This window comes from Virgibacillus salexigens (assembly GCF_014905415.1).
In the GTDB taxonomy this organism is placed as follows: domain Bacteria; phylum Bacillota; class Bacilli; order Bacillales; family Amphibacillaceae; genus Virgibacillus; species Virgibacillus salexigens.
Map to the genome: position 1 here is coordinate 647,257 of NZ_BNEO01000001.1, position 20,395 is coordinate 667,651.

Annotated in this window: 18 protein-coding genes and 1 riboswitch; of the genes, 2 read left to right on the top strand and 16 right to left on the bottom strand. The window is 39.6% G+C overall.

Going from position 1 to position 20,395, the window contains the following annotated elements; all coding sequences use genetic code 11:
* Window positions 1-30 precede the first annotated feature (30 nt).
* The 6 genes from JKP73_RS03000 to JKP73_RS03025 all read right to left on the bottom strand — a co-directional run bounded on the left by JKP73_RS03000 (window position 31) and on the right by JKP73_RS03025 (window position 5,612).
* On the bottom strand, window positions 31-1,050 hold the full coding sequence (locus JKP73_RS03000; protein WP_308436475.1) for a ThiF family adenylyltransferase: 1,020 nt from the start codon (window positions 1,048-1,050) through the stop codon (window positions 31-33).
* Entirely contained in the window at window positions 1,047-1,811 is a 765-nt protein-coding gene (locus JKP73_RS03005) for a thiazole synthase (protein WP_200410889.1), read from the bottom strand. The genes JKP73_RS03000 and JKP73_RS03005 overlap by 4 nt, the downstream gene beginning before the upstream one ends.
* Window positions 1,812-1,814: 3 nt before the next feature.
* Window positions 1,815-2,015, bottom strand: coding sequence for a sulfur carrier protein ThiS (gene thiS, locus JKP73_RS03010; RefSeq protein ID WP_188942956.1), 201 nt, complete (start codon window positions 2,013-2,015; stop codon window positions 1,815-1,817).
* Window positions 1,975-3,126: a glycine oxidase ThiO gene (thiO, locus tag JKP73_RS03015; RefSeq protein ID WP_200410890.1), complete on the bottom strand. Its 1,152-nt coding sequence runs from the start codon at window positions 3,124-3,126 to the stop codon at window positions 1,975-1,977. Before thiO ends, thiS begins: the two co-directional genes overlap by 41 nt.
* A complete protein-coding gene (locus tag JKP73_RS03020; protein ID WP_200410891.1) occupies window positions 3,110-3,724 on the bottom strand; it encodes a thiamine phosphate synthase in 615 nt (204 codons plus the stop codon). Before JKP73_RS03020 ends, thiO begins: the two co-directional genes overlap by 17 nt.
* Window positions 3,725-3,817: 93 nt before the next feature.
* Window positions 3,818-3,929: riboswitch (TPP riboswitch) on the bottom strand.
* Between the two features lie 144 nt (window positions 3,930-4,073).
* On the bottom strand, window positions 4,074-5,612 hold the full coding sequence (locus JKP73_RS03025) for a BCCT family transporter (RefSeq protein ID WP_200410892.1): 1,539 nt from the start codon (window positions 5,610-5,612) through the stop codon (window positions 4,074-4,076).
* Window positions 5,613-6,094: 482 nt separating this feature from the next.
* Between JKP73_RS03025 and JKP73_RS03030 the strand changes: the two genes are divergently transcribed.
* Window positions 6,095-7,588: an APC family permease gene (locus tag JKP73_RS03030; RefSeq protein WP_200411075.1), complete on the top strand. Its 1,494-nt coding sequence runs from the start codon at window positions 6,095-6,097 to the stop codon at window positions 7,586-7,588.
* Window positions 7,589-7,899: 311 nt separating this feature from the next.
* Window positions 7,900-8,028, top strand: a complete 129-nt coding sequence (locus JKP73_RS23365; protein ID WP_267903248.1) for a hypothetical protein — start codon at window positions 7,900-7,902, stop codon at window positions 8,026-8,028.
* A 274-nt stretch (window positions 8,029-8,302) separates the two neighbouring features.
* Here the strand turns inward: JKP73_RS23365 and xsc are convergent, their stop codons facing one another.
* The 10 genes from xsc to JKP73_RS03080 form a co-directional block, all read right to left on the bottom strand.
* On the bottom strand, window positions 8,303-10,078 hold the full coding sequence (xsc, locus tag JKP73_RS03035; protein ID WP_038242625.1) for a sulfoacetaldehyde acetyltransferase: 1,776 nt from the start codon (window positions 10,076-10,078) through the stop codon (window positions 8,303-8,305).
* A gap of 29 nt (window positions 10,079-10,107) precedes the next feature.
* Window positions 10,108-11,037 carry a selenium metabolism-associated LysR family transcriptional regulator gene (locus JKP73_RS03040; protein WP_200410893.1) on the bottom strand — a complete coding sequence of 310 codons (930 nt, stop codon included), beginning with the start codon at window positions 11,035-11,037 and terminating at the stop codon, window positions 10,108-10,110.
* A 63-nt stretch (window positions 11,038-11,100) separates the two neighbouring features.
* Window positions 11,101-12,456, bottom strand: a complete 1,356-nt coding sequence (locus JKP73_RS03045; RefSeq protein WP_420006902.1) for an aminotransferase — start codon at window positions 12,454-12,456, stop codon at window positions 11,101-11,103.
* Between the two features lie 49 nt (window positions 12,457-12,505).
* On the bottom strand, window positions 12,506-13,633 hold the full coding sequence (ald, locus tag JKP73_RS03050; RefSeq protein WP_200410894.1) for an alanine dehydrogenase: 1,128 nt from the start codon (window positions 13,631-13,633) through the stop codon (window positions 12,506-12,508).
* A 515-nt stretch (window positions 13,634-14,148) separates the two neighbouring features.
* Window positions 14,149-14,868: a GntR family transcriptional regulator gene (locus tag JKP73_RS03055; RefSeq protein WP_188942948.1), complete on the bottom strand. Its 720-nt coding sequence runs from the start codon at window positions 14,866-14,868 to the stop codon at window positions 14,149-14,151.
* Between the two features lie 303 nt (window positions 14,869-15,171).
* Window positions 15,172-16,311, bottom strand: coding sequence for an N-methyl-L-tryptophan oxidase (gene solA / locus JKP73_RS03060; protein WP_160806711.1), 1,140 nt, complete (start codon window positions 16,309-16,311; stop codon window positions 15,172-15,174).
* A gap of 58 nt (window positions 16,312-16,369) precedes the next feature.
* Window positions 16,370-17,797, bottom strand: coding sequence for a sodium:solute symporter family protein (locus JKP73_RS03065; RefSeq protein ID WP_021289484.1), 1,428 nt, complete (start codon window positions 17,795-17,797; stop codon window positions 16,370-16,372).
* Window positions 17,798-17,858: 61 nt separating this feature from the next.
* Entirely contained in the window at window positions 17,859-18,956 is a 1,098-nt protein-coding gene (locus JKP73_RS03070; protein WP_200411076.1) for an NAD(P)/FAD-dependent oxidoreductase, read from the bottom strand.
* Window positions 18,949-19,278 (bottom strand): (2Fe-2S)-binding protein, encoded by a 330-nt coding sequence (locus JKP73_RS03075; RefSeq protein ID WP_021289486.1) that lies wholly within the window; start codon window positions 19,276-19,278, stop codon window positions 18,949-18,951. Before JKP73_RS03075 ends, JKP73_RS03070 begins: the two co-directional genes overlap by 8 nt.
* A complete protein-coding gene (locus tag JKP73_RS03080) occupies window positions 19,271-20,395 on the bottom strand; it encodes an NAD(P)/FAD-dependent oxidoreductase (protein ID WP_200410895.1) in 1,125 nt (374 codons plus the stop codon). Before JKP73_RS03080 ends, JKP73_RS03075 begins: the two co-directional genes overlap by 8 nt.

Sequence of the window (20,395 nt, forward strand, 5' to 3'; positions counted from 1 at the left end):
GTATCTTTCTCCCCACTTTGATATTTTGAACTATGCGCCAATATAACGTTGATACAATTGTTTTGCGACATTTATATTTGTAACGCCATGTAATAAGGTTCTGCCATCTTGAAAAACGACAAAACGAACGGCTTCAACTTCAAAAATAAGTACTTCTCCATTATCGTTAATTTTATCCGTAAATGTCTTGACAGCTTTCGCTAAAGCAGAAAGTGATAAGCTGCCTTTTTCTCCTGGTCTTACTTGTACCGTATCTCTTCCACAAAGTAAAACTGTCTTCATCCCTTTTTCCTTGGTTAAATAAGGATAGGTTGCTGATTGTGAACAAGATGAACAAGTGGGATTCAATAACTTTTTTACGTTAATTGCACTATAGGTCCTTCCCCATATATCAACTTGTACTAACTCCTGAGATAAACCATTACCAGTCAAGTACTTTAAACACTCCGATGTCTGATAGGCAGCGGTCATCTGTACCGCAGGAGAAATAATACCAACCGTATCACAGGTTTTCCCTTCCTGAGGGAGATGATCAATTAAACATTGTAAGCAAGGGGTTTCTCCAGGAATAATGGAAAGTGCAATGGCAGTACTCTGTAAGCAGCCACCATATACCCAAGGTTTACGATGTTTTGCTAACACATCATTTATCACAAAACGTGTTTGAAAATTATCTGTTCCATCGATAACAAAATCAGCATCATGTAGCATCTTTTCTCCGTTTTCCTCATCGAGCTCATCAACAATTCCCTTAATCTCTACTTCCGGATTAATTGCTTGTAATCGTTGCTCGGCAGTCCTTGCTTTCGTTCGATTCTGTTTCGCGTCTGCTTCTGTATAAAGCTGTTGGCGCTGAAGATTACTTAGTTCAATATAATCACGATCAATCAAAGTTAACTTACCTATTCCTGCTCGTACAAGCATTTCCGCATTTGCACTGCCTAATGCTCCCGCACCAACGATGACCACATGTTTGGCAGCTAATCGACATTGACCTGTCTTCCCTATCGGGGCAAATCGTTCTTGACGAGCATAACGTCCTGCTATCATTCGATCATCGCCGTATCTGGACTGCTCTTCATTCCATCCATTCGTTTAGGGATACGCCCGGCTTCATAACCTAATCGGCCAGATTGTACGGCCAACTTCATTGCTTCTGCCATTCGAATTGGATCTTTTGCGCCAGATACAGCTGTATTTAATAAAACCCCATCTGCTCCAAGCTCCATGGCATAAGCAGCATCACTTGGAGAACCAATCCCTGCATCAACAATTACTGGGATATCAGATTGTTCGATAATAAATTGTAGATTCATTGTATTGATAATGCCCTGCCCCGATCCAATTGGTGAGGCTCCTGGCATAATCGCATGTACACCTGCTTCTTCCAATCGTTTTGCTAATACAACATCATCAGAGGTGTAGGTTAATACAGTGAACCCTTCCTCTAACAGTTGTACCGAAGCTCTCATCGTTTCAAAAGGGTCAGGCAGCAACGTTTTCTCACAGCCGATAACTTCTACTTTAATCATGTCACATAAACCAGAAGCCCGGGCTAAGCGGGCAATCCTTACTACCTCATCGGCTGTTTTAGCTCCAGCAGTATTTGGTAGTAAATCATACTGCTGTAAATCTAATTCTTCCAATAAATTCGGCTCGTTTTCATCAAAAATGTTCATTCTTCTGACTGCAAAGGTTAGAATTTCTGTTTCGGATACTTGCACCGCCTTTTTTTGGCTTTGAAATGTCGGATACTTTCCAGTACCTAGCATCAGTCGAGAATGGAATGATTTTTCTCCAATCATTAACATGACTTATCCCCCTCCTACAAAATGAACGATTTCTATAACATCGCCATCGGTTAATGTTGTTTGGTTATATACGGCTTTATTGATAATTTGTTGATTCTGTTCAACTACCACAAGCTTCTCTTGAATGTTAACACGATTTAATAGATCACCGATCGTTGAATCCTTAACTACCTCCATTTGCCGTCCGTTTACGTGTATTTGCATATCTTACCCTCCCTTTCCTAAAACGTGCTGGTGTGAAAAGACGTTCGATCGAAGCTGGCACATAACGGTTTAAGACCATATCACTGACAAGTTTCCCTGTAGCTGGAGCAAGAAGAATACCATTCCGGTAATGACCGGTGGCAAAATACAGATTAGAAACATCGGGATGCTCCCCAATGATTGGTCTGCCATCTTTGGTACCTGGACGCACGCCAGTCCAACAGCTATGCAATTCTTCCTGCTGAAGGGATGGGAACAACCTAAATAGGCGATTCATTAACTCAAAAATGCCTCCTGTTGACGTATAGCTACTGCTATCGTAGTGATAACTAGTTGCTCCAATAATGTAGCGTCCATCTCGTTTTGGCACCAAATACAAATTGTGAAAAAATAATGTCTGCTCAATAGAGGGATCGCTTGGCTTGATGGCAAAACATTCTCCTTTTGTCGGGATCATCGGATTCTTTAAACCTGTTGCTTCAAACCACTTCCTACTATTCGCACCAGCCGCAACAACCACATGATCCGCTGAGATACCACCGTTCTCGAATTGGATATGAAAAACATCACGGACACGATCTATATTCGCAACGCGACAATTCTCGATTACTTGGCTGCCCATTCCTAAAGACGCCTGTTTAAAAGCTTCACATACAGCCAAAGGTTCCACATTCCCATCTTGCTGCATGTACAATCCTCCTACAGCATGCGTTAATGCTGATGTTCGTTGCCTAATCCCTCCCCCATCCAACCATTCCAAGCCTTCAAATGCCTTTTGTTTTGCTTGCAGTCTTTGCTTCTGTTCTTCATTCGTAGCTATCTCGAGCATACCGTTGGTGGAAAGCTGGATATCAATCCCTGATAACGAAAATAGTTCGTCGCTTAGAGATGCATACATATTTCTACTTGCTTGGCAAAATTGATAATACGTACCTTGCTGATCATTTTCTGTATGCACCCCAAGCATGCCCGCAGCAGCTTGTGTAGTTTTTCTTCCAATTCTATTTTGTTCAATTACCGTCGTTGCAACCCCACTTCTACTTAAATAGTAAGCAACGGATTGCCCAATAACGCCTCCACCTATAATCACTACATCAACGTGTTCTTTCATATCCGTTCACCTCCTTTCGAAATGACTTTACTGCTTCTAATGGATCAGTATGGCTGAAGATACCTGACATCACAGCAACCCCACTTGCCTTTGCTTGATATATATCATTTACCTTCCCGGTTGTAATTCCACCAATTGCATATACGGGAATATTCAATGCTTTCGCGACTGTCGCTAATTGTTTTACTCCCCTTGGCTTTACTCCCTTTTTGCTCGCTGTTGAAAAGACATGCCCATACAAAACATAAGCAGCGCCTACCTGCTCTGCCCTCTTGGCTACTTCAAGGGAGTGCGTCGATACACCAATTTGTAAACAAGGGTATTTTTTTTGGAGGCAGTCTACCTCTGGCAATCTATTTTCCGGAAGATGAAGCGTTGGTACAGCTGTCTCCTTAGGTAGAATCTGGTGGCCATGAATAATTAGTTTTTCTGCTGGAAGACCTTGTGCAAGTAGTCGTTGAACGAACAAAGAATAGCCACTCTTGGTCATCTGTTTTTCTCTTAACATGATAGCGTCAACATATGGACTAATGCCCATTATTACCTGGAAAAGACGCGCTTCCTTCTGTGAACCACTCGTCACCGCAATTAATTTCATAACTCCCTTCTCCTTTTCATTAAAAAATGCCACTTTTCCAGCAAAGGAAAAGTGGCATGAATCGTTCAGCATATTCAATAATATCGTCGATACACACTAGTCATGTCACTTTCCTCCGCTGGTTCTTACCCCAGTTCAGGTTCAAAGGGTCCCCATGTCTCACATGGATCTCAGCCATTACGTAAAAGCACCCCTAGTGAAGCGTAATTTAATTATTTAATAGGCATTTGTCTATAAAATACATGATTTTGGACTATTCGTCTACCAAAAACGACCAATTTTCTATTCTTCTTTCTGTTCTTTTATGAAAAAAGGAGCTGACTTAAAAACCAGCTCCTTCAAATCTGTGCTATTTGGTATAGCTTTGTTTCTCATCAATCTTTTGTTCTTTCGCAAGTTCACGACTTGCACGCGGAGCTGTCCAGAATGTGGTTAACATGAGTAAGGATACTGGCACAGCCGTAACGACGATAAAGGATTGCAACGATCCAACACTATCCTCACCAATAGTGATGAGTACAGTTGCGACAAGTCCCATAAGAATCGCCCAAAATACACGTAAGAATTTAGATGGATCTCCGTTGCCTGTGATCGCCATCGAAATAGTTAATGACATTGAATCGGTAGTTGTTAGAACAAATACAATCGTTGCCACTAAAAAGAAGAAACCGATAATTGTACCAAGCGGTAACTGTTCGGCGATAGCAATCATTGCTGCTGGAGGTCCAGCACTATTTAAGGCTTCAGAAACGGCACCAGGGTTATTCATTTCAGCAAAAATCCCTGTTCCACCAACGACAGTAAACCAGAATGTTGTTACTACAGGAGCAATTACCGCAACAGCAGTCACAAGCTCACGAATTGTACGGCCACGTGAAATACGACTAACAAACATGGCCATCATTGGACCATAGCCGATGAACCAGGCAAAGAAAAAGACGGTCCATAAGCCAAGCCAAGCTCCGTCTCCACGGAACGTATTCAAGGTTAGAAAGTCTTGAACATATAATCCAAATGATTGCACATACGAATCAAAAATGAATAGTGCTGGTCCTAGGATAAGGACGGCCACCATTAAACAAACTGCCAGTATAATATTATAGCTGCTTAATATTTGAATTCCTTTATGAATCCCTGTCGCAGCAGAAATCCCAGCTGCTAGAACAATGACGATAACAATAAGACATTGCACAGCTAAATTATTTGGTACACCGAACAATGCACTTAATCCGTAACCTGCTTGTAATCCAAGGAATCCAATTGGACCAATCGTACCAGCTGCCACTGACACAATCGAAAAGGCATCAACAAACGTACCAAGTGCACTTTTTCTCATAATTTTATCCCCAAATATCGGATAAAGCAACGATCTCGGCTTTAATGGTGCGTTCCGATGATAATGGGAGTACATGAGTACAATCGTACCTAATGTTCCTAAAATTGCCCATGAGACAAATCCCCAATCGACAAAACTTGCTGCAAGTGCAGGTACTACTGCTTCAGCAGTGCCAGCTTCAATTCCTGAGAAATGTGGCGGTACGGTTAAAAAGTGACTTAACGGCTCAGCAGCAGCCCAGAAGACACCACCCGCCGCTAGCAGCGTACACATGATAATCGAGATCCACTTGAACGTTCCGATCTCTGGCTTTTCTAATTTTCCTAATCGAATCTTCCCAAATTTGGAATAGCCTAGTATTAATGCAATAACTAAAGTCCCAACCATCAGAACTTGATAGATGGAGCCGAAATAGGTTACCGACCAGTTAAACATCGTATTAACTGCATTTGTAACCATTTCCTGGTTTATTAATGCAAGAATCACAAAGGCAAGTAGCGCCCCTCCACTTAGAAAAAGAACTGGCTTATCTATGGTTTGATCTTGCTTCATTCTATTCTTCAACAATCTGCTCCTCTCAATTCCATACAAAAAAATCTCACATAACCATCTACTGACTTTTCTTATGTTTACCTTTTTCGTCAGTTGTATGTGAGATTTAATAAGCATTTTAAATTAACATACAGCGTTTAAGGATACATTTTTTCTAAAAACCTGTCAAGTCAAGTGAATAAGAACTGCGTTCAATAATCGTCAGATAGGACGGACCAGGTGGGCATGTAAACGTCAGAACTCTTCTGTTTGAGCAGTCTTTTCTCTTGAGTTGGAGCAGTGCTCTCTCCAGTTGGGGCTGGTCTCTCCTTACTTTAAAGCGCGGTCTCTCCTTTATATCTATAATTTTTAAACATTAACCTTATTATTTTTTATAATGATTAAATTTTCAGAATATAATTGTATTCAGCTTTTTTGCATGCTTTAATAATACTAATACCTACTTAAGTTAAGCGCTTACAAAATTCAGGAGGAGAATAATGATGACCGAGCGTAAACAATTGAACAAAACATTAAAACCACATTGGGTGTGGGCAATTGCTTTTGGATCTGCTATTGGTTGGGGGGCATTTGTCTTGCCAGTAGATTGGATGTCAATGGCAGGACCATTAGGAGTTATTCTTGGATTTATAATTGGAGCAGTTTTAATGATTATCATAGGAGTTAGCTATGGTTTCTTAGTTGAAAAGCTACCGGTATCCGGAGGTGAATTTGCTTATGCTTATTACGGTTTAGGTAGGTACCACGCATTTTTATGCGGCTGGTTTTTAACACTAGGGTATATGTCTATTGTTGCCTTAAATGCCTCTGCACTCGCACTTTTAGGGAAATTTGTATTACCGTCTATTATTGAGCAGGGCTATATGTACAGTATTGCTGAGTGGGAGGTATATACTGGAGAGGTTATTCTTGCTTGTCTTGCTTTGATTGTCTTTGCATTTCTTAACATACGTGGTGCAAGTCTATCAGGCTTTTCTCAATTTATCTTTTGCATAGCATTAATAGGTGGTGTTATCGTTTTAGTAATATCTATGGTGCTTCACCCTTCAAGTTCTTTCTCAAATCTGCAGCCTCTCTTTAAACCTGAAATAGGTGCATTATCATCAATTCTTGCGATTGTTGCAATAGCTCCCTGGGCGTATATTGGCTTCGATAACATACCACAAGCAGCCGAGGAATTTGATTTTCCTCCTAAGAAATCCTTTAAGATTATAGTTATTGCATTAATTTGTGCTAGTATAACTTATTCATTAACTATTATTGCTTCCGGTGTCGGCCAGTCTTGGACTAGCGCTGTAGAAGCTGATTCTGCTTGGGGGACAGGTGCTATCATTGAAAATACTTATGGTGCAGTCGGGGTTATCTTATTATCCTTTGCGCTCATGATGGGAGTATTTACCGGATTAAATGGATTTTACATGTCAACAAGCCGCCTATTATTTGCGATGGGAAGAGCCAAAGTGCTACCGAGCGCTTTTGGAAGATTGCATCCGAAACATAATACACCACACATAGGTATCCTATTTACACTTGTCATTACCTTACTTGCCCCATTCTTTGGCCGAGAAGCTTTATTATGGGTCGTTGACATGTCAGCATTAGGAGTGACAATCGCCTACTTCTACGCCTGTTTCGTAGCATATCGACTTTTTAAATGGTCTGATAGAACCTCTCTGCATAACAGTACAAAAAAGTCAATCGTTTCACCTGGCAGAAAGCTCTGTTCACTACTAGGCATCCTCTGCGCAGCTGGATTTTTCTTATTACTCGTTATTCCAGGATCTCCTGGATTTTTGGATAAACCATCTTGGATCGCCCTATTTGTATGGGTGGGAATAGGAGCTATCTTTTTCCTCATAAGATTTAAAAGCTATCGAGCAATCCCTAAAGCGGAAATGGATTACTTGATTCTAGGAGAATATAACGAGAAGGAAGCCAATTCCAATGTAGCCTCTATGGAAGAGCATATTAAGTAACGAATGTTAGTAGATACGATTGTGTGATCATTAAGAAAATAAATGTGTCTTAATAAGCTCCTGGCTCTAGACAGGAACTAGATCTCAGGTACCTATAAAGAAGGTTGCTAAATCGAACGTCCTGGATCACCTCACGTCTGACCTATGCCCTTGAAAAGGAAACCACCCTTTTCAAGGGTGACGTAATACGAATGCACTTCAAGAGATACCCTCGTATGAAGCATCACCATCCCCACACGCTTAAGCTAGCCGTAGCTAATAATTCAAGTATTAAAACCGAAAGAACAAGCGCGCAAGCTCCCTGAACAGAGATGTACGGACTGCGACCTGCCAAGCAGGTTGGGGCGGTATTGCCACGCAAAGTGGCGAAATTAGCCGATCATTCTACCGTAGGAGATAATGGAATCATGCCCCTTCATAGGGGTATGCCGATGACTTAGCCCAAAGCACGGTTTTAGTCGGACATCATTCAACCGAATTGATGATGACTTTCGCTACGGGCATAAGTGTGATGAAGCCTCTTTCTTCACTTCGTTCAAAAATCGGCAAGTCTTCTTTATCGTAGGACACGACGGGAAATCTCCTAGTTTTTGGCGCTAAGAGCTAAACAGAGCTTTCTCATCAGAAGCGTTTTATCCAACCAAAATTTTATACTTCCTTAACTTGTAAAAAAATCACCGTGCCAAACTTTGGCACGGTGATTCTTGATTTCGTTTACTTCCCCCACACTCCATAATCCAGGTGTTTGTATTTATCCAATAAGCGTGTAGGCATTTTCAATGCATCCTTCCGAAATGGCGGTGCCAGTTGTGTTCCATCTACATAAATGTTAAGTACTGCCGGCTTTCTTTTCTGTAATACGTCTTTAATTACTGGTGCCATATCTTCTGGCTTTTCGATGGTATAGCCAAGAGCCCCCATTGACCTTGCAACTTCTGCGAAATCAGGAGCTTCTATATTGGAACCAATAAAGCGATTATCATAATAGTCTACTTGGTTCTTCTTCTCAGCTGCCCATGATTTATTATTAAAAACACAAGCAATTACAGGAATATTTTGTTCAACAGCTGTACTTACCTCGTGCAAGCTCATCCCCCAAGCGCCATCACCAATAATCGCCGCTACTGGTGAATCTGGTTCAGCAAGCTGTGCACCTAATGCAGCTGGATAAGCGAAACCAGTATTACCAAATGTTAATGCGGCAATATGTCGCCTTGTCTGGTTGAATTTCAAATATGCATTTGCTGTTGAGGACACATTTCCAATGTCTGTTGATATAATCGTATTATCAGGTAAGGCTTTCGTTAGTTCTAACAGAGCACGTCTTGGATTAATCGGTTCCCCATCTTTCATGGCAAGGTCAACCAATTCCTGCTCCCATTCCCCTTTTAATTTGCTTATTTCCTCTAAACGACCAAGGTCTTTGTTGCCATGTGGTACTGTTTCTTTTAGCTGATTATATAATTCATCTGCTGTAGACTTTGCATCCCCAATTATTCCAACCTCTACGGGATGGGTTCTTGCAATATTTCTCGGGTTAATATCTATTTGAATGATTTTCGCTTCTTTTGGAAAATAATCAATATCATAACATGGGAGCGTTCCAAATACGGACAAGCGTGTGCCAATGGCTAATACAACATCCGCTTTCTTTAACGTATGCATTGCTGCTTTCGATCCCATGTAGCCGATTGAGCCGACAGCAAGTGGATGATCTGCTGGAAAAGCATCATTATGCATATACGAAACAGCTGTCGGAATGGTTAAATGCTCGGCAATCTTACTAATAGTATCCACCCCATCAGCATCTACAGCTCCACGCCCTGAAATAATAACCGGATACTTCGCAGTTTTTAAAAGCTCTGCAGCTTTTTTTACGGAGGTTGGATCTCCACTTCCTCGATTGTTTACCCGATATTGATGTGGAGCTAGAATTTGATCCTCTAATTCTCCATAGAATAAATCACGTGGAATATCATACAATACAGGCCCTCGCTCTGCATAAGCGATTCGAAATGCTGTTCGCAAACAATCTGCTACACGACTTTTGTGAGTAACCCGAACGGTTTCCTTTGTAATAGCTTCAAAGATCGAAACCTGATCTGCTTCCTGAAACCCATCCCAACCAATGGTAGGGGTACCAGCAGAGGGTGATATAATAACCATTGGCGTATGCGCTTGATTGGCAGCAGCAACAGAAGTTACCATATTCGTAATTCCTGGACCATTTTGCCCAATAACAACACCTGCTACACCAGAGACACGTGTATATGCATCTGCCATGTGTGCTGCACTTTGCTCATGCCGTACTGGCAAAAAATGAATACCTGCTGTCGGGAACAAGTCCAGCATATCCATAAAGGCTGACCCAACAATTCCGTATACTTCCTTTACATTTTCTGAAACTAATGTTTCAACGATAGCCTCACTTGGTGTCATTTTCACTTTTTTGGATGCTTCCTTACTTACTGTGACTCCTTGTTTTTCCATAAAGAATTCCTCCTTCAAAATTAAATACATTAGCGAAACAAACTGTTCGAAACATCTAGTTCTAATTTATTTGCCATTTTTCTTAATTCATGAATGAATAACTCCGTTGTAGACGATAGTATTTGCTCTTTACGAAAAGCTATATAGAAATATCGGTAAAATGAAATATCTTTCATCGCGTAAGCTGTCAACAACTGTAACTTCTGTTCTTTTTTAATAGCATTTTTCGAAATAATTGAAACCCCTAATCCTGATTCAACTACTGCTTTAATTGCTTCTGTACTGCCTAGCTCCATCACAATATTTAACTCATCGATAGGTATTCCAGCTTGCTGCAAATAGTGGTTCACTACCGCTCTTGTGCCAGACCCCTCTTCTCTTACAATTAATGGGATATTTTTTAATTGATCTATCGAGATTTTCATCTCCATTTCAGAGAAATAATTTGGTGGAGCTATTAAACACATTTCATCTTCAAGAATTGGCTCAATCATAATATGTGGATCATTAATTGGGGTTTCAATTAATCCTACATCGATTAGCTGATCTTTAATATCAGAGACAATTTTATTAGAATTTGAAATATCAACACGCATTTGAATTAATGGGTATTTATCTTTAAACGTTTTAAGAAACTCAGGAAGAATATACTCACCTATGGTTAAACTACATCCAATACATAATTCGCCATGCGTACTTTCCTCGATTTTCAAAATTTCCTTCTGTGCCGAGTCACTTAATTTAATGATATCTTTGGCGTATTTTAGTAGGATACTCGCAGATTGAGTCATCTTCACTTTTTTAGTCGTTCGTTCAAATAATTTAGTATTAAGTTCTTCTTCAAGTGCTTTAATTTGCGAAGTAATAGTTGGTTGTGTAACAAATAGTTTTTTAGCGGCTTCTGAAAAGCTTTTCTTCTCAGCAACTGCGATAAATGTTATTAATCTTTCGTAATTCATGCATGCTACATCCCCTCCGATAAGCATTCCTTAAAAATGGGTGGCATGAAAATTAGTGTCTTTCTACACGCCGCAAATTACTGACTCTACGGTTTCTACAAGAAAATCTAAATCTTCCTCTGTACTACTCAAGGGCGGAGCTATAATTATGACATTATTCTGACCAGGAACGGTGTCACCGTTTCTACCTATAATTAATCCTTTCTTTTTACATTCACTTACTATCTCTGCCATTTTTGAATCTTCAAGAGGTACTTTAGATTTTTGGTCTGTAACCATTTCCAATCCAAGTAAAAATCCAATTTGCCTTACTTCCCCTACGTTTTCATGTTCCATTAATTGATGAAGTTGACTTAATTTAGATTTCCCTAATTCATTTACCCGCTCGACAATATTTTCGTTTTCAATAATTTCAATATTTTTCAGTGCTACCGCACATGCAGCAGGATGGCCACCATATGTTGAAACATGGCGGAAGTGATTATCCTTTCCTTCTTCTTTAAACACGTCATAAATATTGGATTTAACGGCTGTTGCTCCCAAAGGTAAATAACCGCTCGTCAGTCCCTTGGCCATGGTTATGATATCTGGCTGTACTCCTTCTGCGTGCATAAAACCAAACATTTTACCAGTTCTACCATATCCTGAAACAACTTCATCCATAATTAAGAGCACGTTATACTTCTTACAAATTTCAGCAACGCGTTGAATGTATTGCATGGAAGGAATGATTACACCGCCACCAGATATAAAAGGCTCCATAATTAATGCTGCTACTGTTTCTTCTCCTTCCCAATTGATCATTTCTTCAATTAATTGGGCCGCTTTTAGATCCGATTCCTCTGGTTCTCCGCCAAAAATAGATCGATAATGATAGGGTGGATATACATGCAAAAAGCCAGGTACACCAGGATCATATTTCACCCTTCGATTTGCCTGTGCAGTTGCACTTAATGCACCTAAAGTTGAGCCATGATAAGCTCTATAGCGGGAAATGATCTTAAATTTGTCTGGGTTGCCAGTCTGCTTATGGTACTGCCTCACAATCTTAAATGCGGTTTCATTAGCTTCAGATCCACTATTAGAGAAGAATGTTTGATAACCTCCTCCTAGTAAACTACTAATTTTATTCGCTAGTTTAACTGCAGGATTGTGACTCATTGTTAAGGGAAAATAGGTAAGTTTTTTCATTTGTGCTGTTGCTGCATCAATAATCTCTTGCCTGCCATGCCCGAGATTTAAACACCATAATCCTGATACGCCATCCAAATAGCGGTTACCAGATTCATCCGTAAACCATGATCCTTCACCTGAGGCAGCAACCATTTGTTGAGCACCTGGGTGATAACGATGCATTGCATTCCATAGATGAGGTAATTCTTTTCCAACTACATCAGGCATTTCCGCTTCCTTTTTCAACTTTAAGCCCTCCATTCCAATTTAAAATAGGGTATAACTCTGAAACTTACTACGCAGTTATCGGAGCTTTTAAAACAGATGTGATAGGTTTGTACATCTGGTCATAGTGATTAGCAACTTTTTCATGCGTCATATATCCAGCATACGTATTAACCCCCTTCGCTAATGCTTCATTTATTTGAATTGCCTGTTGCAGGCCATGATTTGCAAGAAAAACCCCATACTGGCATGTGTTGTTTGTTAACGACAATGTTGAAGTTCGAGCTACAGCTCCAGGCATATTTGCCACAGCATAATGAATAACACCATGTTTCATATAAACTGGGGAGTCATGTGTGGTAACTCTATCAATGGTTGAGATCGATCCTCCTTGGTCAACTGCTACATCAATTATGACAGATCCCGATGTCATTTCTTTCACCATTTCTTCTGTAACCAATTGAGGAGCCTTTGCCCCTGGTATTAGCACAGCACCTATTACCAAATCCGCTTGCTTTACTGCCTGTTGAATATTCATTGGGTTTGACATTAACGTCGTTACTGTTCCAGCAAACATATCATCCAATGCACGTAAGCGATTCGCATTAATATCAATAATAGTTACATTTGCTCTTAAGCCTAATGCTATTTTTGCCGCATTCGTACCCACAACTCCACCACCTATGATAACCACATTACTAGGATGAACCCCTGGTACTCCACCTAGTAAAACGCCCTTACCACCTTTCATATTTTCTAAATATTGTGCACCAATTTGTACAGCCATTCGACCTGCTACTTCGCTCATAGGTGTCAAAAGCGGCAATGAATCGTCGCTGTCTTGAATAGTTTCATAAGCGATTGCAGTTACCTTTTTATCTATTAATTCCTTTGTCAATTCTGGTTCTGCAGCAAGGTGTAAATAGGTAAACAAAATTAACCCTTCACGGAAATAAATATATTCATCCGGCTGAGGTTCTTTCACTTTCATTACCAATTCAGCCGCCCAGGCCTCTTTTGCAGTACCAATTTCAGCTCCTGTAGCTTTGTACGCTTCATTCAAGAATCCACTTTCTTTGCCAGCTGCGTCTTCTACCAGCACCTGATGTCCTGCTTTGATGAACGAGGTGACACCTGATGGAGTAAGCGCTACTCGGCGCTCATTATTTTTAACCTCTTTTGGAATACCAATAAGCAATAACATCACTCCCTTTACGTCAAATAGTAATTACAATAATCAAGTTAAGACATCATAACGTCCGAACCAGTTAGGTTATTGTAATGTAAAGCGCTTCTGTGTGGTCCTCCTCTCTACTTCCTTCTGTATTTAATCAGCAATTACTTTTAGTATATAAGAGAACACATTTAAGTTTCAACCTATTACAAAAATTCTGATATTTAAAAGCGTAATAAGTTCCATTTAAAATTACTATTAATGTTTGTACTCTCCTTATTACCAATACATTGCTGGCAGAGAGAACTTCTACATCAAAATCAACGAAACTACTTCATATAATAAAGTGACACTTTAATCATTGAAGGGGTTTCTTTTATCCCCCACTGTTTGTTAGTGCCACTTTGGGTATGACCTAAAGCCTCTGAACAGAATCGGACATTTACTGGCAGTTGGATCTCCTAATTCTCCTCCTGGGCTTTACTTTAGGATGGAAGTGGAGGTTTTACTGCCAGTTAAATGCGGGATAAATAAGATGGCTACCCAAACTTGCGTGATAGATTAATCTTAAAGGTATACATATCACTTCGATAAAAAGCTTCTTCCAATTCAATAATATCTCCTGTTTGATCTTTTATAATTCTTTCAGCAATAAGTAAATTTGCTCCTGATGCAACGGATAAGTATTCTTTATCTTCATCTAGCATCTGTCCACTAGAAATGGTCTGATCAGCCTCAGCAAATTTTATTCCTAATTCATTCTCTATTAAGTAATATAATGTAGCATTGTCTAAATCATATTTTACCAATTCCTTACCAATTGAGACAGGGTAATAGTGTCTTTCTACTCCTAGCGGGATGTCATCAGCATAACGAATTCTTTTTATAAAATACGCCTTTGTAAACCCAGTTCTATCCTGAATATAACTAGGGGGCGTGGTGATATAATGAGTTATTAATTTTGCCCCGGGTTTCTTTCCCATATTCCTTATTGTTTCTGTTGTACTACTCAAATTACCTAACCAATCATGAATTGGTTTAAATGAAACAAATGTACCTTTACCATGTCTTTTTTCTAACACTCCTTCTCGTACTAAAAGATTAATAGCTTCCCGGACTGTACTTCGACTTATATTATAACGTTCCATAAATTGACGTTCACTTGGAAGTTGACTTGTAAAAATCCCTTGCTCAACTTGATTTTCTAAAATCTTTTTTAATTGAATATGTAACGGTATTGAGCTAGTATGATCAAGCAAAGAACTTCCCCCTTTTACTCGTTTATTAAAGAATAACACGGTTCTGTGTTATGTAAAGGGAAGTAACATTTATCCTTATTTATAAAGGTAGATGAGAGATTTTTAAATTTATCTTCATAAATCTTTTTCTATTGATAACCACACAGGCCTAACTATAATTATTATTACAGTAAGGGCGTGGTTAAGTTTAGTGCCTTTTTTTGGGGCGTACTCTGTCCAGTTATGGACGTGCTCTCTCCCGAGTTGATACGTTTCTCTAACGAAAAAACGCCTTTCTATAGAAAGGCGTTTTTTAGCTGGCCACTAAAAATTAGCCGCTTCAAAAAATCTATTTGGTTTCATATGTTGAATATGATAATTTGTTTTCCCATCGATACAAAGTTCTGAAAGTATCTTACCTATCATTGGAGAAAGTTTGAACCCATGCCCTGAAAATCCACTTGCTATTATTAGGTGAGAGGTGTCTGGCAATTCTCCAACAATAGCATGGTTATCTGGTGTGTAAGCATCCATATATGCACTTGCTCGTACAGGATCAGGATAAAGTACTGGAAGTAATGTTTTTACTGACTCACTTATTCTTTCTAATTCCTCAAGATTTGCATCCCTATATAATTTGGATGGATCGTCAATATACGATGGATCCTTTGTATAAGAGGCTTTTACCATGGAACCATCAAGCATTGGTGCGCCTGTAAGCCGGAAATCGCCACGCATGCGAGCGAATATAGGCAGCTTATCAGCAGTGACCAAAGAAACATCCTTTGGTGCAAACCATGTTAACAAGAGTCTCCTTGGAACCAACTTATTTTTTAGCTGAGGAATTAGTTTTAACGTCCATGCGCCGGTAGTAATGATAACTTTTTCTACATGATAGGACTTCTCATTAGTTACAATCGTTGCCCCTTGTTTTTCTGGAACAATATCATTTACCTTTGTATAATTTTTAATCTTCGCACCATGTTTGACAGCCTGCTGAACTGCTGATACAACAGCTAACTCTGGCCTTAAAAAACCAGCATTTTTATCTAGAATAACAACGTCGTTCTCGTATAACGTAAATTGTGGGTATCTTTTTTTGGCTTGTTCCCCCTCCAAAACTTCATGCTCAAGGGCAAAATCATGAATACTTTTTTTAATTGTATTTATTTCTAATGATCCTGACTCACCTATCATTAAGCCCCCGTTTAACGTTAATAAGTTGTTATCGCTTGCCTCTTCCAAACTCCTCCACAAATGCTTTGCTTCTTGTAATAACGGTACATACTCCGGACCTTCCATATAGGCAGTACGAAATAGGCGCGATTCTCCTCCTGCTGCTGTGCGATCATTACCAATGCCAAATTGTTCAAATCCAATTACAGATACACCTTTTTTAGCGAGCTGCCATGCTGCCATACTTCCCATTGTTCCGACCCCAACAATTGCAACTTCTGCATCCATCTAACACACTCCATTCCACATAACTTATAATTCTAATAATAATTTTTATTCAGAAAATTCAACCTATATCTAATTTAGCTGCATTCCGTTTCTTTGTCGTTTCATTTTTAAAAATGGCGTTGAATATCAGAAAGCCTATTAACGAACCGGCTACCCCAAAAACTGCATATGGAATTTCTGTATCTATTATTTGGGCTACTGCAGCACCTGCAACGCCTAGTACAATACTACCAATTGCACCTTTAGGAGAGAGGAAATTTGTACGTCGTATGCTAAATCCTAAAAAAATTGGAACTAATAACCCTGCGGCCGAATAGGCGTAAGTTGCTTGTAGCCATCCTAATGCTTTTGGGTAATACAAGGCTAATAGAATTGCTAAAAAAATAACGAATACGGATAACATCCTTGAAGACCTTATCAGTTTTTTGTCGCTCACATCTGGATTAATGTAAGATTGATAAATATCCTTCGTAATATTTACAACAACGGATTGTACTGCACTACTAACTGTAGACATAATTGTCGCTATAATAAATGCTGCATAGATGGAAAGAAACCAGGTAGGAATTTGTGTTAAAAACCACCCTGATGCCATTTCTGGATTACTTAAACCTGGGTTTTGCGATAAAATCGCAATCCCCATAAACGAAGCCCATACACCAGAAATTACACCTACTATTGCAGCAATTATAAACCCTCTTTTTGCTGTATTCGCATCCTTAGCAGCATAAATCCGTTGGTAAGACATTTGATTTGTTAAAGCTCCAGGGAAAATCGCAAAAATCCAAAGTACGATCGTACTTAATCCAACTGCTCCTAAACCTTCAGGAAAGGATACAAGATTGTTTGGAACATTTGCTGAGATACCACTCCAACCCCCAGCCATGTTCAACATATAGAGACCACTTGCAATTGAAAGTACTAGCATGAAACATCCATATACAAAGTCCGTCCAAGCTACAGAGGCTAGTCCTCCGGGTAATACAAAGAGTAGACTGATAGCTGCGAATATAATAATAAGTATCGTAAAGGAAATTCCCGTTATCTCGGTGAATAAGTTACCGAATGCAACCAGTTGTGTACATAACCAGCCAAACGGTACGACAATTGCCAATATGGTAACTAAGCTCATCATGATTCGATGTTCACCATATAGGTTTTTAAAAATATCTGGTAATGTAGAAAAGTTTTGCTTTTTCAACCACCCAGCAAGCAGTACAAGAAGCACAATTCCAATTGAATATAACAGATTATAAGTGATTGCAGACCATCCTGCGCTATATCCAATACCAATATGTGCAACTAAGACACCACCACCGACACCAGTAGCAAATTGACTACCTGCAACGACATACACGGGTAAGGATCTGCCACCAACAATCCAAGTTTCACTGCTTTTTTGTTTTTTTCCCACCAAAAAAGCGATTGCTGAACCAAGACCTAGAATTACAATCGAACTAATAATGATTGCGATTGTAGCGCTCATCGTTCTCCTCCTTATTTTTGACGAACTTTTTTCGAATCAAATTGTTAGCTTAACTTTTTAACTATTCAGATATCCGGGAGTACATTTGGTCGAATCGATTCATAGAAAATCGGGTAAGATCAATGGAAGTCTCTCCATCTTCTAACAACTCTGTCATAAGCGTACCTACTAGTGGAGACAACGTAATCCCGCTATGCATTGCAGCAATATAAGCATTACGGACCTCCGGAACTTCACCAATAATTGGAAAGCCATCTTTAGGCATCACTCTAATTCCCGAGAAACATCGCACAACATTTGCTTTGGCTAAGGAAGGAATAAATTCAGTAGCCATTTTTGCCGTTTCCTGCATGATATCTAGTGTTGATCGTTTGTCATATCCCACCTCCTCTTTAGAATAGCCAATTAAAACCTCCCCATTATCGGCTTGTCTTATTCCCCCTATTGTATGTTTTAAAAAAGGTGATTGAGGTTCTGTTACTAGAATTTGCCCTCGAACCTGTTTAATGGGAATGTCTACCCCTAGCATCTTTCCTAAATCCTTAGACCATGGACCACCAGCTAAAATCACTTTTTTTGAATAAAAGGTATCTTGATCAGTCTCGATCTGAAATATATCCTTTTTCTTTGTAATAGTGACTACTTGATTATAAAAAGAAAAGACAGCACCATTCTTTTTGGCCGCTTTTGTATATAGCTCCACAAGACGAAAAGGATTTACATTACCATCTAATTTACAGAAAGTAGCCCCGGCTACTCTTTGTGAAAGAGCAGGCTCTTTTTCTAATACTTCCTCTCGGTTCAACACATCGACCTCAATGCCAACTTCAGCTTGTTTTTCAGCTAGCCTTAATGCCCCCTCTCGATCCGCCTCATTGAAAAATGGAGCGATTCCTCCAGTTCGTTTATATTCAACATCACCTATCTTCCGCTCTAGAAACGGGTATAATTCAGCACTATACATACTCAGTTCTCCATACCAAGATGGTGTTTTGCTGTGCACCCAAACCCAAGCTTGCGTTGACCCGGACGTTCCAGACATAGGAAATCCTTTATCAACAACAAGTATGTTATTTTTTTTACTTTCAGAAAGGTGATAGGCAATACTACTTCCAACGACTCCACTCCCGATAACAACTACATCGTATTTATTATTTATCACTTGGATCACTCTCTTCTAATGATTCCTCGAATACAGAAGCAACACTTTCGGATTCCTTTTCACCAGCAAGAGCACTCATTCGAACCATTCGTAACGGTAGCCGCATCCTAGATGGTTCAATCTCACTAGATTCCATCCCCGTGTACTCACTGATAATCCTTCTAACTAGTTGAAGACATATTTTTGATTGACAGGGGCCCATTCCACATCTTGTTAACCGTTTAATATCGTCAAACGTTTCTGCACCAAACTGAATTGCTGACTCAACTTCATCTATGTTTACTTCTTCACAGCGACAAACAATTGTCGATTTATCCAAAGAGCATCTCTCCTTTCAATGGATCAACAAAGTCTGGTAATGGAAGTCCTCTTTCACTATGATAATGCTTAACTAATTCTAACCTGGCTAGCATGGTATCCTTATTAAAAAACGTTTCTATTTGATAAAGTTCTTCCCACAATGCAGCCTTTTTTCTATTTGAATCACGTTCACTAATAAACTGTAACGATTCTAACGCACTTAAAGCAGCAATTTCCCCTGTTAAAAGTATCGAACCTAAGGAAGTAATCCCTGCTGCATTACCTGCAAGGTATACAGATGGATTGCTTGTTTGAAAATTCACGCTGTATGTTGGCAGCCATCCGCCAAGCACCTCACTGTGTGTTAAGTCACAACTCATTATTTGAAACGCTTCCAATATAGGACTAAATCCATTGGCTGTACAAATCAGATCTACTTCAAGCTCCTCCATCATACCTTCACTGGTTCGAATAGTCATTTTCTCAACATGGCCTGATCCACTAACCGATTCAATCGTACTATTTAAGAAAAAAGGGATATTGTTTTTCTTACACATGGATAGTAAAGCTTGATCCCTGCTTAATATCGTTTCAGACGCTTCCACAATCGCTTGTACTGAAATACCACATTCATATAATTGCTTAACGACTTCAAGAGCAAAGCTATTTGATCCGATCATCATTACTTGTTTCCCTGGATATACAAACTCCCTATTCAGTAAAATTTGTGCTGCACCAGCTGTCATAACCCCAGGTAGTGTCCAACCCGGAAAGATCCATGCATTCTCTGCAGCGCCAGAAGCTATAATATTCTTTTTAGCCTCTATTTCAAATGTTGTTTTTCCATTAGTAACACCGATATGTCCATTTTTATATGCACCGATCATCGTATGATTTCTAAGTATTTTTAGATTGGGAGTTTCTAATTGACTGGTAAGTCTCTTCACTAGTGATGTTCCACGTTCAGCAAAAAACTTGCTTGGTAGGTTTGCATGCAATTGTGTCTGCTGTCTTAATTGCCCACCAAGTGAAAAGGATTCCTCAATCAAAATAACATCCGCGCCATAAGAAGTAGCTGTTATGGCTGCACTTAGCCCCGCTGGACCACCACCTACTATTACTAAATCAGTCTCCAT

Coding starts and splice junctions, on each gene's coding strand:
- JKP73_RS03000 (WP_308436475.1), bottom strand. CDS start 1,050: ATGATAGCAGGACGTTATGCTCGTCAAGAACGATTTGCCCCGATAGGG.
- JKP73_RS03005 (WP_200410889.1), bottom strand. CDS start 1,811: ATGTTAATGATTGGAGAAAAATCATTCCATTCTCGACTGATGCTAGGT.
- thiS (WP_188942956.1), bottom strand. CDS start 2,015: ATGCAAATACACGTAAACGGACGGCAAATGGAGGTAGTTAAGGATTCA.
- thiO (WP_200410890.1), bottom strand. CDS start 3,126: ATGAAAGAACACGTTGATGTAGTGATTATAGGTGGAGGCGTTATTGGG.
- JKP73_RS03020 (WP_200410891.1), bottom strand. CDS start 3,724: ATGAAATTAATTGCGGTGACGAGTGGTTCACAGAAGGAAGCGCGTCTT.
- JKP73_RS03025 (WP_200410892.1), bottom strand. CDS start 5,612: ATGAAGCAAGATCAAACCATAGATAAGCCAGTTCTTTTTCTAAGTGGA.
- JKP73_RS03030 (WP_200411075.1), top strand. CDS start 6,095: ATGACCGAGCGTAAACAATTGAACAAAACATTAAAACCACATTGGGTG.
- JKP73_RS23365 (WP_267903248.1), top strand. CDS start 7,900: ATGTACGGACTGCGACCTGCCAAGCAGGTTGGGGCGGTATTGCCACGC.
- xsc (WP_038242625.1), bottom strand. CDS start 10,078: ATGGAAAAACAAGGAGTCACAGTAAGTAAGGAAGCATCCAAAAAAGTG.
- JKP73_RS03040 (WP_200410893.1), bottom strand. CDS start 11,037: ATGAATTACGAAAGATTAATAACATTTATCGCAGTTGCTGAGAAGAAA.
- solA (WP_160806711.1), bottom strand. CDS start 16,311: ATGGATGCAGAAGTTGCAATTGTTGGGGTCGGAACAATGGGAAGTATG.
- JKP73_RS03065 (WP_021289484.1), bottom strand. CDS start 17,797: ATGAGCGCTACAATCGCAATCATTATTAGTTCGATTGTAATTCTAGGT.
- JKP73_RS03080 (WP_200410895.1), bottom strand. CDS start 20,395: ATGGAGACTGATTTAGTAATAGTAGGTGGTGGTCCAGCGGGGCTAAGT.